This window comes from Acinetobacter sp. V110_1 (assembly GCF_031798975.1).
Taxonomy (GTDB): Bacteria; Pseudomonadota; Gammaproteobacteria; order Pseudomonadales; family Moraxellaceae; genus Acinetobacter; species Acinetobacter nosocomialis_A.
Genome location: NZ_JAVQNN010000030.1, coordinates 811,934 through 829,058, shown reverse-complemented (window position 1 = coordinate 829,058; position 17,125 = coordinate 811,934). Strand labels below are relative to the sequence as shown.

General features: G+C 40.8%; 13 protein-coding genes. 8 read left to right on the top strand and 5 right to left on the bottom strand.

The window, feature by feature from the left end; translation table 11 throughout:
- Positions 1-3 precede the first annotated feature (3 nt).
- From RMA95_RS14875 to RMA95_RS14865, 3 genes are all read right to left on the bottom strand, one after another.
- Positions 4-1,527, bottom strand: coding sequence for a 3-hydroxyacyl-CoA dehydrogenase (locus RMA95_RS14875; RefSeq protein WP_311071596.1), 1,524 nt, complete (start codon positions 1,525-1,527; stop codon positions 4-6).
- Between the two features lie 61 nt (positions 1,528-1,588).
- Entirely contained in the window at positions 1,589-2,350 is a 762-nt protein-coding gene (locus RMA95_RS14870) for an SDR family oxidoreductase (RefSeq protein ID WP_311071595.1), read from the bottom strand.
- A 29-nt stretch (positions 2,351-2,379) separates the two neighbouring features.
- Positions 2,380-3,168, bottom strand: coding sequence for an enoyl-CoA hydratase (locus RMA95_RS14865; protein ID WP_005304184.1), 789 nt, complete (start codon positions 3,166-3,168; stop codon positions 2,380-2,382).
- 311 nt (positions 3,169-3,479) lie between these two features.
- On the opposite strand from RMA95_RS14865, the gene RMA95_RS14860 reads away from it, so the two are divergent.
- Genes RMA95_RS14860 through RMA95_RS14835 form a run of 6 tightly spaced genes read left to right on the top strand, consistent with a single transcriptional unit; the run spans position 3,480 to position 9,935 of the window.
- Complete coding sequence (locus tag RMA95_RS14860) at positions 3,480-4,634, top strand: acyl-CoA dehydrogenase family protein (protein WP_000617391.1); 1,155 nt, start codon at positions 3,480-3,482, stop codon at positions 4,632-4,634.
- Positions 4,635-4,691: 57 nt separating this feature from the next.
- Entirely contained in the window at positions 4,692-5,975 is a 1,284-nt protein-coding gene (locus RMA95_RS14855; protein ID WP_311071594.1) for an MFS transporter, read from the top strand.
- A gap of 47 nt (positions 5,976-6,022) precedes the next feature.
- The gene (locus RMA95_RS14850) at positions 6,023-6,691 is read left to right on the top strand and encodes a 3-oxoacid CoA-transferase subunit A (RefSeq protein ID WP_311071592.1); all 669 of its coding nucleotides are present in this window, start codon (positions 6,023-6,025) and stop codon (positions 6,689-6,691) included.
- Positions 6,691-7,344, top strand: coding sequence for a 3-oxoacid CoA-transferase subunit B (locus tag RMA95_RS14845; RefSeq protein ID WP_311071590.1), 654 nt, complete (start codon positions 6,691-6,693; stop codon positions 7,342-7,344). Before RMA95_RS14850 ends, RMA95_RS14845 begins: the two co-directional genes overlap by 1 nt.
- A gap of 38 nt (positions 7,345-7,382) precedes the next feature.
- Positions 7,383-8,699: an outer membrane trimeric porin-like protein DcaP gene (gene dcaP, locus RMA95_RS14840; protein WP_311071588.1), complete on the top strand. Its 1,317-nt coding sequence runs from the start codon at positions 7,383-7,385 to the stop codon at positions 8,697-8,699.
- Positions 8,700-8,717: 18 nt separating this feature from the next.
- Entirely contained in the window at positions 8,718-9,935 is a 1,218-nt protein-coding gene (locus tag RMA95_RS14835; RefSeq protein WP_311071587.1) for an MFS transporter, read from the top strand.
- A gap of 20 nt (positions 9,936-9,955) precedes the next feature.
- Here RMA95_RS14835 and RMA95_RS14830 read toward each other — a convergent pair whose 3' ends face one another.
- Entirely contained in the window at positions 9,956-10,405 is a 450-nt protein-coding gene (locus RMA95_RS14830) for a PaaI family thioesterase (RefSeq protein ID WP_311072302.1), read from the bottom strand.
- Between the two features lie 304 nt (positions 10,406-10,709).
- Here RMA95_RS14830 and RMA95_RS14825 point away from each other — a divergent pair, with 304 nt between their 5' ends.
- Positions 10,710-12,512 (top strand): acyl-CoA dehydrogenase C-terminal domain-containing protein, encoded by a 1,803-nt coding sequence (locus tag RMA95_RS14825; protein WP_311071585.1) that lies wholly within the window; start codon positions 10,710-10,712, stop codon positions 12,510-12,512.
- Positions 12,513-12,708: 196 nt separating this feature from the next.
- Positions 12,709-13,512: a thioesterase family protein gene (locus tag RMA95_RS14820; RefSeq protein ID WP_311071583.1), complete on the top strand. Its 804-nt coding sequence runs from the start codon at positions 12,709-12,711 to the stop codon at positions 13,510-13,512.
- A 72-nt stretch (positions 13,513-13,584) separates the two neighbouring features.
- On the opposite strand, the gene RMA95_RS14815 is transcribed toward RMA95_RS14820, so the two are convergent.
- Positions 13,585-17,067: an indolepyruvate ferredoxin oxidoreductase family protein gene (locus RMA95_RS14815; RefSeq protein ID WP_311071581.1), complete on the bottom strand. Its 3,483-nt coding sequence runs from the start codon at positions 17,065-17,067 to the stop codon at positions 13,585-13,587.
- Between the last annotated feature and the right edge of the window lie 58 nt (positions 17,068-17,125).

The window sequence follows — 17,125 nt, the reverse complement described above, 5'->3', positions numbered from 1 at the left end:
TTTTCAAGACTCATGAGTAAAAGTAAGAGGTAAGTGGAGTGCGACTCGACGCTGTAACCATGGACTAGGGCGGTAACGTGGGTCATGCGTAAGTGCTGTTATACGGTTTAGAATGAGTAAGATTTTTTGGCTGCCGACTTGATCGCCCCATTCAATTGGGCCAAATGGATAACCTAAGCCAAGGCGCACTGCGGCATTAATGTCATCTACCGTGGCAACATTTTGCTGCGCAATATCACAGCCTAGATTAATCACCATCGCTAAAACACGCTGAGCAACAAAGCCAATGCTTTCATTAATCATGCTGACCAGATTTCCATCTAGATTGAAAATAGAGTGAGCGGCTTGTCGGTATTCAGGTTTGGTAACAAGTGAAGGCATCAAGGTGCGGTGCTTTGCAATGCCATAAAGCATGTCTATAGCAACGGCTTGTTCTGGGTTAATCCCTAGTCGGGTCGCCGTTTGGGTTGTGTCTTCACCGTAACAAGCAAGTAAACATAAGCTATCTGTGTGTGGTTCAGAATTGGTGTCTAGGGCAATATTTTGCTGAGTTAAGTAATCTTCGAGCTGTTTTTTATCGTCTAAGAAATCGGCAGCGATCCAAACTTTTGGATATTGTGCTAAACGCTCTACCAATTTGGCTGGTTGTTCACCTGTTTTTGAACCAGTTTCATAGTTATAAAAACCTTGATTAACCTTACGTCCAAGTTGCTTGGCATCAAGCATTTGCTTGGTCAGCGGGCTTGGTTTGTAGCGGGCTTCTTCATAGTATTGGTGATAAATCGACTCCATAACTGGATGCGAGACATCAAGGCCAGTTAAATCCATTAATTCAAATGGCCCCATTCTAAAACCAACGCCGTCACGTAAAATTCGGTCAATTTCACTAATATCACAGACATTCTCGTTTAAAATTTTGAGCGCTTCAGTTCCATAAGCCCGACCCGCATGATTAATAATAAATCCAGGGGTGTCTTTTGCCACAACAGGGCGATGACCAAATGCGCGAGACAGATCATTTAAAGCATCAATAATAAGTGGGTCAGTTTTTAAACCACGGATCACCTCGACCACTTTCATGAGTGGAACTGGATTAAAAAAGTGATAACCCACAACACGTTCAGGTTTTTTACAGTCTGCCGCAATCGCTGTAATAGAAAGAGAAGAAGTATTTGAGGCTAAAATGGCATTTTCTGAAACGACCTCTTCAAGCTGCTGCATTAAGCTTTGTTTAATATCGAGGCGTTCAACAATTGCTTCTACAATTAAGTCGCAATTTTTTAAATCTTCAATTTGATGAGCAACAATTAAATGGTTATTTGCCGCTGCTGCTTGCTCAGATGTAATCTTATTTTTGTCGACTAACTTTTGAAATGTGGCAGCCAGTTTTTCTTTGGCCTGTTCTGCTGCACCTGCTTTGGCATCATATAAATAAGTGGTATGACCTGACTGTGCAGCAATTTGAGCAATGCCACTGCCCATAATACCGACACCAATCACAGCCATGCTTTTAATATCATAAGTCATGTCGATCATCCTGATGATTAATCTATATTTGAAATTAAACGGAAAAATAGGGTTTGGTGATTTAGCTTAAGCATTGTTTATCACCATCAATCGGTAAGATTTGACCTGAAATAGAGCGACCACTATCTGACGCTATAAATAGGCATAAATCTGCAATATGCTTTGGATTGACAAAATATTTGAGCGACTGATTTTTCAGGGCATTTTGAGTCACTTCTTCCAGTGATGTATGGGCTACATCGGCACGGGCCTGTAATACGCGTTGAACCCGATCACCATCTACCGCACCTGGAAGAATAGCGTTAACACGAATATTGTCTGCACCGAGTTCCATAGAAAGCGTTTTGGTAAAACCGATCAGTCCCCATTTTGAAGTGGAGTAGGCTAATCGGTATGGATAGCCTAAGCGTCCGGCAATAGATGACATATTAATAATCACGCCTGCCTGTGCTTGCTTTAAAAAGGGGATGGTTAACTGGGTAATTAAAAAAGTGCTATTCAGGTTTAAATTAATAACTGTATTCCAGTCTTCAAAACTTAGCTCATCTGCGGCAATCGTTGGGCCTGAAATGCCTGTGTTATTGACTAAAATATCAATACCGCCAAGTTTCGAAATTGCTTGGCTAAACATGAGTTTAATTTGTTCATGGTCAGCCAAATCACAGGCATGTATATGCAGCTTTGGATAATCTTGTTGAAATTGTTCTAGGCTTTTAGCATTAATATCGCAAACAAAAACTTCATCATGATTGTTTAAAAATGCTTCAGCAATGCATCGTCCAATCCCTGAACCACCTGCACTAATCAATACTTTTCTGGTCATATTCATTCCTTTGTTATTATGGTTTTGAGTTATTTACCTTGATAAGACGGTTTACGTTTTTCAATAAAAGCTTGAACGCCTTCATTTTTATCTTCGGTAGAAAACAGTAACTGGAATGCTTTTCGTTCTAGAGTTAAACCTGCATTTAATGGAACATCTTCGCTCATCAACGCAACTTCTTTAATTTGTTGCAGGGCAATAGGAGGCATTTTTGCAAGGCTTTGCGCCATTTGAATCGCAGTTGGAATAGTTTGGTCATCTTCTGTGACTTGTGAAACAAGACCGATGGTATAAGCTTCTTCGGCTTTCACCATGGCACCCGTCATAATCATGCGCATGGCATGAAATTTACCCACAGCACGGAATAAGCGTTGTGTACCGCCAGCACCCGGCATTAAACCGACTTTAATTTCCGGTTGACCAAAGGTTGCGCCTTTACCTGCAATAATAATGTCAGCATGCATTGCAAGTTCACAGCCACCACCCAATGCATAACCATTTACTGCAGCAATCACAGGTTTAGGGCACTGAGCAATCGCGTTCCAATAACGTTCGGTATGACGCAATAACATTTCTGTGGAAGTTGCAGTTGCCATTTCTTTTAGATCAGCCCCTGCGGCAAAGACTTCTTCACCACCTGTGAGCACAACCGCATTGATCTCATCGTTAAAACTTAATTCGGTAAAAGCTTGCGCTAGTTGTTTGCGAACCTCTGTATTCAATGCATTTTTTGCTTCAGGTCGGTTAATTTTAACAACTGCTATTTTTTGAATAGAAAAGTCGACTTCTACGAAATTATTCCCTATTGATACACTCATTTTTGAATTCCTTGTTTCGCACATCAAAACTATATTCCTTTTATGATGCTTATTTTGGAATTTATTTCAAGTCTTATTTCTTTTAACAGCGTAGTTGTTATCTTTTAAAATATCTAAGTTATTGATATTGCGTAATGGTCTAATTTTAAATTTCGTTAAACGAAATTAATTTTCAAAAAAGCTTGAAATTTGTATTTTTGTTCTCGTACTATGAAACACATCCGCAGTAAACAAGATTTAAAACATGGTATCCAGCCTAGCTGGAGATGGCTGATGGGTACGATGGAAATACATAAAAAGGGAGATCACAGATGATCCGTGATGAAGGGATGTTGGAGCAGTTACTTTCAACAATTCGAGATTTTGTAAAAAATGAATTGATCCCTCGTGAAAACGAAGTGGTGGAGAAAGACAAAATTCCAGATGACATTGTGCAGCAGATGCGTGAGCTGGGTTTATTCGGCCTCACAATTCCCGAAGAATATGGTGGCCTAGGCATCACCATGGAAGAAGAAGTCAGAGTTGCATTTGAACTTGGACAAACTTCACCAGCTTTTCGTTCTTTAATTGGGACTAATAACGGTATTGGCTCAAGTGCAATTTTGATTGATGGCACAGAAGAGCAAAAGCAAAAATATTTACCGCGTTATGCAAGTGGCGAAATTATTGGATCATTCTGTTTAACCGAGCCTGAATCTGGCTCTGACGCTGCCTCTTTAAAAACCAGCGCAGTTAAAGACGGCGACTTTTATGTATTAAACGGCACCAAACGTTTTATTACCAATGCGCCCCATGCTGCAACTTTCACCGTAATGGCTCGAACCAATCCTGAAATTAAAGGCTCTGGTGGCATTTCAGCTTTTTTAGTCGAAGCGAATACACCTGGCATTACGTTGGGCAAAATTGACCAAAAAATGGGGCAAAAAGGCTCGCACACTTGTGATGTGATTTTTGAAAATTGCCGTGTGCCTGCTTCTGCATTGATTGGTGGCGTAGAAGGTGTTGGTTTTAAAACGGCCATGAAAGTGCTTGATAAAGGGCGTTTACACATTGGTGCCTATAGCGTGGGTGTTGCCGAACGCATGTTAAACGACGCATTACACTATGCGATTGAGCGTAAGCAGTTCGGTCAGCCTATTGCAAACTTCCAGTTGATTCAAGCCATGCTTGCTGACTCAAAAGCCGAGATTTATGCAGCTAAATGTATGGTCCTAGATGCAGCTCGCCGCCGTGACAATGGCGAAAACATTAGTACAGAAGCATCTTGCGCAAAAATGTTTGCGACTGAAATGTGCGGACGTGTTGCTGACCGCTGTGTACAGATTCACGGTGGTGCGGGCTATATCAGTGAATATGCCATCGAGCGTTTTTATCGCGATGTGCGTTTGTTCCGTTTATATGAAGGAACCACGCAAGTTCAACAAATTATTATTGCCAAAAACATGATTAGGGAAGCTACAGCCTAATAAAAAACAAATGCCATGAGGCATTGGATGCCTCATGTTCCTTCTGAGGATATGGACATGACAACAGAAACAGTTACCCAAAATATGGCTAGCAGTGAAGCTATCCAGACACCAAAAAAGATTTGGATTACCGCATTTATATTCGCTTTTTTAACATTGTTGTGTGATGGGGCAGACTTAGGTTTTTTGGCATTGAGCCTGACCAGTCTTAAAACAGAATTTCATTTAACCGGTGTACAAGCCGGAACGTTAGGCAGTTTAACGCTTTTTGGATCGGCAGTGGGTGGTCTGATTGGTGGCTGGGCGTGTGACCGTTTTGGGCGAGTTCGCATTATTGTGTTCTTTATTGCTTATTCTTCAGTTTTAACCAGTGCGCTGGGTTTTACTGATTCTTATATGCAATTTGCAGTTTTAAGAACATTTGGAGCGATGGGTTTAGGCGCACTTTATATTGCCTGTAATATCTTAATGTCTGAAATGGTGCCAACCAAACATCGCTCGACTGTTTTAGCTACTCTCATGACGGGGTACACCTTAGGTTCTTTACTCGCGACCTTATTAGCTGGACATATTATTCCTGAACATGGCTGGCGTTTCCTTTACTGGATTGCAATTGCGCCTGTGGTGTTGTCAGTTTTGATGCACTTTTGCGTACCTGAACCTGAGTCTTGGAAAAAAGCGCGTCAATTAAAAGCGCTAGAAGTCGCTCAAAGTAACCAACCTAAAAAACGCCAAAATCCATATCTTGAGATTTTAAGAGATAAGAAACATGGCACCATGTTTGTGCTTTGGATTATTAGTACTGGTGCATTGCAGTTTGGTTATTACGGCGTAAGTAACTGGTTACCGGCTTATTTAGAGTCTGATCTAGGCATCAAGTTTAAAGAAATGGCCATGTATATGGTCGGTACTTTCCTGATTATGATGTTTGCCAAAGTGATTGCAGGGATCGTTGCCGACAAATTAGGGCGCCGCGCTGTATTCGCTTTCGGAACCATTGGCACAGCTTTATTTATTCCGGTCATTGTCTATTTAAATACGCCTACGAATATTTTGTGGATGATGCTGTTCTTCGGTTTCCTTTACGGTATTCCATACGCAATTAATGCCACCTATATGACAGAAAGTTTCCCGACTTCTATTCGAGGCTCGGCAGTGGGTGGTGCTTATAACATTGGCAAAGTGCTTTCAATTTTCTCTCCATTAACAATTGGTTATCTATCGCAAAACGGTTCTATTGGTTTAGGACTCTTGGTGATGGCTGCAGCTTATTTTATCTGCGGGGTAATTCCATTGTTATTTATTAAAGACCGACTATTTAACCCGCAAAAGGCAGAGTGACAGATCAATCTGTCACCTTAAATTAAGGATGAAAAGGGACAAGTGAGATGATAAATAAAATCACCAGTGACATTGAACCGATTTTAAAAGCTATTCCTGATGGAGCAACCATCATGACAGGCGGGTTTGGTGTGACGGGGCAACCTGCTGAGTTAATTGAAGCCTTAATCGATTTGGGAAAAAAAGAACTCACCATTGTAAACAATAATGCAGCTTCGGGTGACCGTGGTTTAACAAATCTGATTATTGCGGGTTGCGTTAAAAAAATGATTTGTTCATTTCCGAAATCTGCTGGATCAACTGTTTTTCAAGACTTATATCGAGCTGGAAAAATCGAGTTGGAACTGGTTCCGCAAGGTAATTTGGCATGTCGTATTCAGGCAGCAGGTGCGGGTCTCGGTGCTATTTTTACTCCGACTGGTTATGGCACTAAAATTGCCGAAGGCAAAGAAACCCGCACCATTAACGGTAAAAATTATGTACTTGAATATCCACTTGAAGCTGATTTTGCATTGATCTATGCCCATGAAGCCGACCGCTGGGGCAATTTAACTTACCGTAAAGCAGCCCGCAACTTTGGCCCAATCATGGCAAAAGCCGCTAAGACTACGATTGTTCAAGTGAATGACACCGTAGAGTTAGGAACGCTTGACCCAGAGTGCATTATTACACCGGGAATTTTTGTTCAGCACGTTGTAAAAGTAGGAGATATCTAATGTCAGTTCAAAAGCGTTCTCGTGAAGATATTGCCAAGCTCATTGCCAATGACATTCCTGAAGGTTCTTATGTCAATTTAGGGATTGGCTTACCGACCAACGTTGCTAAATTTTTGCCCAAAGACAAAGAAATCTTTTTACATTCAGAAAATGGTGTCTTGGCTTTTGGGCCACCGCCACAACCTGGTGAGGAAGATCAAGATTTGGTTAATGCCGGAAAAGAACTTGTGACTTTGTTAGACGGTGGTTGTTTTATGCATCATGGTGACTCGTTTGACATTATGCGTGGCGGCCATCTGGACATTTGCGTAATTGGTGCATTCCAAGTTGCTATAAATGGAGATTTGGCAAACTGGCATACTGGTAAAGCAGATGATGTACCAGCAGTCGGCGGTGCTATGGATTTGGCGGTCGGCGCAAAAACGATTTATGTCTATATGGAACATGTCACTAAAAAAGGTGAGTCCAAAATTGTAAAAGAACTGAGCTATCCAATGACGGGTGAGCAATGTGTAAACCGTATTTATACCGATTTATGCATTATTGAACTCAAAGACCAAAAAGCTTATGTCACAGAAATGGTGGAAGGTCTTAGTTTTGATGAATTACAAGCGGTCACTGACTGTGAACTAATCGATGCACGTGTAGCCTAAATTACACACGGAAAAAATGCTTCTTTAAGGATTAAAAGATGAAAAAATTAATTTTAGCTGCAGCTTGCGCTGCGGCTTCAGGGACTATTTTTGCAAATTCTTCAGATACGACAGAACAAAGAATTAATTTGCTAGAAACCGAGCTGCAAAAATTAAAAGCAGAACTTGCTGCTCAGAAACAAACTCAAAATAATTTACAGGTCAAACAGGTAAAAATTGAAGAGAACATTGAAAAAACTAAAGCAACGGTAACAGAAAAGCCTGTTGCTCCTTCATGGGTCACTTGGACAGATAATGTGAAGGTTTACGGTATTGCCCGTGTTGATGCAGCGGTTGATTTTAAATCATCACCTGACTCGGGCGGTAGAACAACCAGCAGTCTGTACCGAACACCTTTTGAAAGTGAAAAGCGTTCAAATCATGCGCGCTCTGATGCCATGATTAATGCCAGTCGACTCGGTGTTTATTTTAATAGCCCAAATAAAGCTGTGACGGGAAATATTGAAGCCGATTTCTTTGATAGCTCTAACATGGGAACGGGAGATGGTAAATTCCGTATCCGTCATGCATTTTTTACCTATAAAGATTGGACCTTTGGTCAAACATGGTCACTCATGTCTAACATGGAAACTCGTACAGAAGCTGTCGATTACACGCAATTTGTGGGAACCTCTTATACGCGTACTCCTCAAATTCGCTATGACTGGAAAATTGATGCCAATAATGATTTAAAAGTAGCCTTGGAATATACAGGTTCGAGAGTCTCGGCATTTCCAACTTTAACGGGGCGCTATAGCTTTAAACAAGGCCCTTTAACGGCACTTGTTCAAGGCTTTATTAATGAAAAGTCTACAGATGTCGCAACTGCCACGGTGAAGAAAGTAAGCTGGGGCGCTGGAGGCGGCTTAAAATATCAACTCACACCACAACAATCGGTACAAGCAAATTATCAATATATTGTTGGTGATCAAAAATTTATGCCGTACACCACCCAAAGTGGTTTGGCAAATTCAACAAATTTAAATGCCGCGGGTGATTTCTCTTTAAACGAAGAAAAAACAGATTTGGTTATGAATAAGTTGAATAGCATCAATATTGGTTATTCATATAAATTCAATGAGCAATGGCGTGCAAACTTATCGGCTTCAATGTTTGATTATGATGACGACACTGCTTATGCCAAACTCAACCCAGATGCCAACAAACGCTTAACGGACTACGCAGCTAACGTCTTTTATTCACCGATTGAGCAAATGGATATTGGGATGGAATATCACCAAGGCAAACGAGAAGTGTTTGACGGCAGAACCGCTGATGTATCACGTGTAAATTTTGTATCGATGTATAAATTTTAAAATAGGGCGTAATTAAAAATGGAAAAAATAGTTGAGCCCAATGCAGAAAATATACTGTCAAAAAGCTTTATTTTTATCATGGCAATGACATGTGGAATTTGTGCGGGTTCAAACTATTATAACCAGCCCTTAATCTATTCGATTGCTGAAGCATTAAAAGTTAATGCTGATCAAGTTGCTTTAACTATTGTGATTAGCCAACTGTCATATGCAGTTGGCCTTTTTATATTAGTTCCTTTAGGCGACTTCTTTGAAAAACGTAGTTATATTTGCTTGCTCATGTGTTGTACCGGCCTTGCTCAAGTAGGATTATCCTTAAGTCAAACCTTGCCAGCTTTATATGGCTTTACCTTTTTAGCCACATTCTTTTCGATTGCAACTCAAGTTTTAGTTCCTTTCGCCGCAGGTCTAGCTAGCCCGAAAAAAAGCCCTCAAGTTGTAGGCACTCTCATGAGTGGTTTGTTTTTGGGAATATTATTGGCGCGTTCTATTGCAGGATTACTTTCTACAGTTTGGTCTTGGCATGCGGTTTATTTAATTAGTGGAATTGTCATTTTGGTGTTTGCTTGGGTAATGTGGGTGAAGTTGCCAGTTGCGCGTAAGTCTCACCAACTCAATATTCTACAGATTTATGGTTCATTATTTTCATTAGCTGTTCACCAGCCGCATTTATTACGACGTGGTTTGGCAGGGGGAATTGGCTTTGGAATTTTGGCTCTTATTTTTACCACCATGACTTTTATTTTGGCGAATGAGCCTTATCACTTTAACGATTTCCAGATTGGTTTATTTGGGATTGTTGGACTGGCAGGTGTGTTTGCGACCCCTTGGGCTGGTAAGAAAATTGCGGCAGGGCTTGAGAATGAAATTGCAGTGATTTGCATGGGCCTATTAATAAGTGCATGGATACCGCTATTTTTTGCGCAGCAGTCTCTGGTTGCCTACGCTGTAGGGGTTGTTATGGCGTATTTTGGTTTATCGGCATTTCATGTACTCAACCAAAATCTGGTCTACCGAATTTCGGCCGAGGCTCGTTCTCGTATTAATTCAATTTATATGACCTTATATTTTGGAGGAGCCGCCTTGGGTTCTTTTATTGCGGTGTATGCATGGAAACACTGGGGATGGGAAGCATGTGCTGCTTTAGGTTTAGCGATGGCAATATTAAGTTTTATGATTGATCGCTTAGATTTTTATGAAATGGGCAAGATTGCAAAACAAGAAAAAGCTCCCTAAACAGGAGCTTAGATATTTTATTATTTGCGAATAATCATTAAGGTTGCCGAAGCAAAAGCATACACCTTGCCGTTTTCATCTACGATTTTACCTTGGCTACTAATAATATTACGGCCCGCATTAATCAACTCGGCTATCGCATAGTAAGACGTATCAACCTGCATAGGACGAATCATTTTTACATTTAAATCAATAGTTCCATAACCCACACCATGTTCAAGTAGGGTATGAGCTGCGCTGCCTGTTGCTGTATCTAAAGCTGTGGCGCAAAAGCCGCCGTGTACACCGCCTTGTATATTTCTATGTTCTTTTCGAGGGGTAACTTTATAAGTTGCTTTACCTTCGGAAACTTCAACGAGCTCCATCGGTATGGTGTGAGCCATAGGTGATGGTAAAACTTCACCATTTTTTAAAGCGGTTAAAAACTCAAGACCTGTGTATTTCGGGCTTTCCATAAATCGTCCTTGGATGATTAAGCAGTCTATTAACCATACTATAAATTGAATTTTTACGGAATAAAATTTTGCAATACAAAATATAAATTTATTCTATTTAAAGTGAAACTAATAACTTTTTATCTTATATATGTATTTAAAACATATATTTATATTTTATCCCTATGGTTAAGTTATGATAATTTTATTAAATTAGTGAAAATATATTTTGCTATAAGAAATTTTTTGATATTTTGATGAGATTGAAACAATAAAAGTCCATTTTAAGGAAAAACGATATCTGCCCATAACACAGGCAGAGAGGTGAAAGGAAAAAACTATGCCTTTATACAAAGCTCCATTACGCGATATGCAATTTGTACTGCATGAAATGCTTCAAACAGAACAGAACTATCAAGGTTTAAGCAAATATCAGGAAAGCGTAAATCGAGAATTAATTGATCAATACTTAGAGGCAGCAGCAGATTTTTGTGAAAATGAATTGGCGCCCATAAATCAAAATGGCGATCAGGAAGGATGCCATTTAAATCAAGGTGTGGTGACAACCCCTAAAGGTTTTAAAGAAGCCTACCAAAAATATGCCGAGCTTGGGTTTACTTCATTAACCGCCGATCCGGAATATGGTGGGCAAGGCTTACCAACATTGCTGCGGATTGCGATTTCTGAAATGTTATGTGGTTCCAATTGGGCGTGGGCAATGTATCCGGGGTTGTCTCATGGTGCAATGAGAACAATTGAGCACCATGGGACCGAGCAACAAAAACAGAAGTTTTTGACTAAACTCATTAGCGGTGTTTGGACTGGAACCATGTGTTTAACCGAATCACATGCAGGCTCAGACCTTGGGTTAATTAGAACAAAAGCAGAGCCAAATCCGGATGGTAGTTACTCGATTACAGGCGAAAAGATTTTTATTTCAGCAGGTGAACATGATCTTTCTGAAAATATTATTCATATTGTTTTAGCCCGTTTGCCTCAGGCACCAGCAGGGACCAAAGGTATTTCTTTATTTATTGTGTCTAAATTTAATGTGAGTGATGACGGTCAGGTGATGGACCGTAATAAAGTCGTTTGTAGTGCGATTGAACATAAAATGGGGATTCATGGCAATGCCACATGTGTACTGAATTTTGATGGCGCGAAAGGTTATTTGATTGGTCCGGAAAATCGCGGGCTCAATTGTATGTTTACCTTTATGAATACCGCACGTATTGGAACAGCCGTACAAGGGCTCGCTGCTTCTGAAATTTCATTTCAAGGCGCATTAAGTTATGCCAAAGAGCGTCTCGCTATGCGATCGTTATCAGGTCCTCAATATCCTGAGAAAAATGCCGACCCAATTATTGTGCATCCCGCTGTACGTTCAATGTTAATGACACAAAAATCTTTTTCTGAAGGTGGCCGTGCACTGGCTTATTTTTTAGCTCAGCATGTCGATATTGTCGAAAGTTCAAATGATCAGGAACAGCAAAAACACTCTGATGAATTACTGGCTTTTTTAACGCCAATTGCTAAAGCTTTTTTAACCGAATCAGGCAATGAATCTGCAAAGCATGGTGTTCAAGTATTTGGCGGTCATGGCTTTATTGTTGAGCATGGTATGGAGCAAATTGTACGTGATGCGCGTATCTCAACATTGTATGAGGGAACGACCGAAATCCAGTCTTTAGATCTACTTGCACGTAAAGTTCTAAAGTCAGAAGGCAAACTTCTAAAGAATATGACCGATCTAATTGATGAATTTATTGGTCAACATCAATCAAATGAAGCCTTGAAATCTTATCTAGAAAAATTAGCTGAGCTTAAGCAACAATGGTTGTCACTAACCAAAACTATTGCAGAGAAAGCTAAGCACAACCTAGAAGAAATAGGTGCAGCTTCAGTAGATTATCTTTATTTTTCTAGTTACGTCGTGTTCGCTTATTTGTGGGCTCGAATGGCACAAGTTGCCCATGAAAAATTAGAGGCAGGTACACAAGAGGAAGCTTTTTATAAAGCAAAGTTAACAACAGCTAAGTTTTTCTACCAAAAACTTTTGCATCGTACACAGAGCCATGCTGCTTCTATTGAGTCTGGCGCTGAATCGATCATGGAACTCGATCAAGATGCTTTTGCATTTTAATGAATCGTAATATCTAGAATCACTGGGTGAAATTGACATGCGAAATTTTACCTAGTGATTAAATTTGTAATTTTAGACTCATGAGTTTTTGGTAGGAAAAACCAGTTGAGCCAAAGAAATAGAGGGTTAACATAAGCATTAAAATGTGAATTTTCATCAAATATTGATGTTGGATAAGGACTACGGAAAGAAAATCATGAATGCTTATTATCAATTACTGAATAGAACAATTGGTCCTCAAGGTGAAGTTATTGCTCATTATTGCTCAACTGTCCATGCACAAGGGGCTTGGAACCCTCATGAACAGCACATGGCACCTGCAAGTGGCGTAATCGCAGCAGAGTTAGAGCAATTTTCACCACGACAAGATATGCGAATTGGTCGAATTAGTTTTGATATTTTTGGATTGATTGCATTTGGTGAATTTACGATTAAGACACATGTGATTCGTGCCGGTAAAACCATTGAATTGATTGAAGCAGAACTACAAGCACAAGGTAAAACCTGCATTGTGGCTAGAGCGTGGCGAATGTGCACTCAAGACAGTTCCGATATTGCTGGACTTGAAGATCAACCAGTTCATCATCCAGATACCTTTACAGAATGGACCGGTATGAAAAGATGGCCGGGTGGTTTTATTCAGACACTCGTGACTAAAACGGATGATCAGCATCGCGCAGGTAAAGGCATTGTTTGGCTCAATAACGATAACGAAATGGTTGAAGGGCAGCCGACGACAGATTTTGCCCATTTGATTGGCATGATCGATACCGCAAACGGGATTGTGCCAAGACAAGAAGGCGAATTTACGTGGGGCTTCCCAAATCTTGATTTGCAAGTTCACATGCACCGTTATCCGCAAGGTAAATGGTTAGGTCTGGAAACCGTTCAGCAATATGGCTCAGATGGTATTGGTTTAACCAGTGCGGTTTTACATGACGTGTATGGTCCATTTGGACGAAGTGAGCAGATTTTGACGTTACGTAAAATGGCTAAATAAATTTTAAGCCAATAAAAAAGTCATCCCTAAGGATGACTTTTTTATTTTCAGATTTAAATTCTAAGCAATTTCTTAGCTACGAAGTTTAATGAGTGTTGGTGTAAGTTCATCCCAACGCTGTTTTGCAGCATCCATTGCTTTCATTTTGATATGGCCATAACCGCGAACTTCTGCTGGTAATTTTGCAATTTGTTCAGCAACTGCCAAGTTATGATTGTCTGGTGCTTCAACAAGTGCTTCAACAAATGCGATGTAACGATCACGCCATGCTTGTTCGTGTTGACGTTCTTCTTGACGTGCAAATGGGTCAAGGAAAGTTTCACGAAGCCATTGTAAGCGAGCAAGCATCATCATTGGGAAGCGCATCCAGTAACCAAACGCACGTTTACGGACATTTTTCAGACCACCAAGTAACGCTGGCGGAGCAAGATGATAGGTTAAACGTAAGCCTTTACCGAATTGGGTTTCAATTGATTCTTTGAAGCTTTTACCTGTTAGTAGACGTGCAACTTCATATTCATCTTTATACGCCATAACTCTATAAAGCTGAGTTGCAATGGTACCTGTTAATTCTTCAGGTAACTTTTTAGCTGCCAATTCTACAAGAGTGCGGTATTTAGCTGCATAAGCTTCATTCCAGTAGTCTGTTAGACGAGCAGAACGGTCTTCAACAAGTTCAGCCAAAGTTTGTGGTGTTTTAGTTTTTGGCATTGCCGCAAGTAAACGAGAAGCTAAAGTCGGGTCACTTGCAAGATGACAACCCACGCGGAAAGCTTCGATGTTCTTTTCAACAGCAGTACCATTTAAGCGAATTGCTTTTTCAATGCTTTCACGCAGTAATGGAATGCGACCAGATTGCCATGCCATACCGAGTAATAACTGGTTGGTATAAATTGAATCACCTAACAGTTGTGTTGCAATGCGAGCCGCTGGCAGAGAAACCAGTTGACCTTGATGAACACGACCACGGAGGCGATCAATTAAATCGCTAATAGGCGCATACCAGTCACGAGATTTAATAAACTCAGAAGTAGGGGTACTGTCTTCATTCACAATAACCAAAGCATCATCTTTTAAGCGAGAGAGAGCAGCGCTACCACCAGCCACTACAGCATCTGCACCAATGAGTAATTCACATTGACCTGCCGGAATTTTGGTAGAAGAAATTTGCTCATCAGTTGCTGCAAGTTGAACGTATGAATAAACCGTACCACCTTTTTGAGCAAGACCAGCCATGTCCATAACACGTGTTGCTTTACCTTCGAGGTGAGCTGCCATACCAAGAAGTGCACCAATAGTCACAACACCTGTACCGCCAATACCACCAACCATAATACGACTTGGAACATCGTATAACTGAGGAATAACTGGTGATGTTGGCCAGCCTGCACTAATACCTTCAAATTTAGCAGGACGTTTCATATCACGTGTATGAACAGTCACAAAACTAGGGCAGAACCCTTCTGCACAAGTGAAGTCTTTATTACAGCTACTTTGGTTAATTTGACGTTTAGTCCCTAAAGCAGTCTCTACTGGCTCAATCGATAAGCAGTTTGATTTTTTCGAACAGTCGCCACAGCCCTCGCAAATATCACTGTTAATGTATAAACGCTCAGCAGGGTCAGGGTAGGCATCACGTTTACGGCGACGGCGTTTTTCGCTGGCACAGGTTTGTACATAAATTAAAGCGGTGACACCTGTAACTTCACGGAGCTCGCGTTGAACTGTATCGAGTTCATTACGGTGGCGAATTTCGACACCCGGTGCAATGCCGTCTTCTTCGTTTAGTAGTTTAACTTCATCAGTCACGATGACTTGTTTTTTTATACCTTCAGCAGCAAGCTGACGAGTTAACTGCGCAACGCTCAAATGACCATCTACATGCTGACCACCTGTCATAGCGACCGCATCATTGTAGAGGATTTTGTAGGTAATATTGATTTTTGCAGCGATAGACTGACGAATTGCTAAGTAACCAGAGTGGAAGTAAGTTCCGTCACCAAGGTTCGCAAAAATATGTTTTTCATTGGTAAATGGTGATGCACCCACCCAACTTACACCTTCACCGCCCATTTGCGAGAATGTTTCGGTACCACGGTCAAGTGAAACTGCAATATAGTGACAACCAATACCACCAAGTGCACGGCTACCTTCAGGAACTACGGTTGATGAGTTATGTGGGCAACCACTACAGAAATATGGTTTACGTTCAGCAAGATCAATAACACGTTTTGATTCTTGCTCTGCTTTTAGCAGTAAGTCGATTCTACTTTGGATTTGTACTTTTAGGCTTTCTGGAATATCGAGTTTTAAGAAGCGAGCAGCCAGCATTTTTGCAATAGGTTCAGGCTGGTACTCATAGTGACCAATGAGCGGTGCTTCTTCAATAGAGGTACTCCATTCACCTTTGCCATCAGTTGCTTTACCAATCACATGTGGGCGTTTGCCATCAGGCAGTGAGTACAGCTCATCTTTAATTTGTGTTTCAATAATTGGACGTTTTTCTTCAATAACGATCAGTTCTTGTAAACCTTCGGCAAACTCACGAACACCTTGTGGTTCTAAAGGCCAAATCAGACCAACTTGATAAACACGTAGCCCAAGTTGTTGGGCAGTTTCGTCTTCAATCCCTAAAATGCGTAAGGCTTCAATCGTATCTAAATAACCTTTACCACTTGCGGCAATACCAATACGGGCATTTTCACAAGGCCATGTAACGGTGTTGATTTTATTCGCGCGGGCATAAGCCAAAACAGCAGGTAAGCGATATTTATAAAGGCGTTCTTCTTGCTGAATGCCATGATCTGGCCAACGAATATTGACGCCACCCTCTGGGAAATTGACATCTTCTGGTATAACCGGAGTAACACGGTCTAGGTCAACATGTACAGAAGCAGAAGTTTCTACAATTTCACTAACCAGCTTCATTGAAGACCAAAGGCCAGAAAAACGTGAAACTGCAATGGCGTGAACACCAAAGTCTAAAATTTGTTGAACGGATGTTGGGTAGAAAATTGGAATACCGCAACCAATCATGACATGTTCAGACTGGTGAGGGATTGTAGAAGATTTACATGAGTGGTCATCACCAAATAAAGCAACGACACCACCACGTTCAGAGGTACCAGCTAAGTTAGCATGGCGGAGTACATCGCCTGAACGGTCAACACCCGGGCCTTTACCATACCACCATGAAGACACTCCATCATATTTGCCTTGGCCTGAAAGGTTAACTTGTTGCGTACCCCAAATTGCGGTAGCAGCCAAGTCTTCGTTTACACCAGGTTGAAATACAACATTATGGGATTTAAGTAATCCTTGAACTTGCCAAAGGAAACTATCATAGTTACCAACAGGAGAACCGCGATAACCAGAAATAAAACCAGCAGTATGATAACCATTGATCGCGTCACGGCGAGTTTGGGCAAGAGGCAACCGAACAAGTGCCTGAATGCCAGTCATATATGCTGTACCGTTATCACTTACATATTTATCTTCAAGTGACACATCCTTTGTTGCAATAATATTTGGAGTGACTTTTGTAGCTATATTCATTTATATCTCCTTAGAATTTTTAGTAGCTCGGACTACTTTCTTTTTTCAACATCCAGTT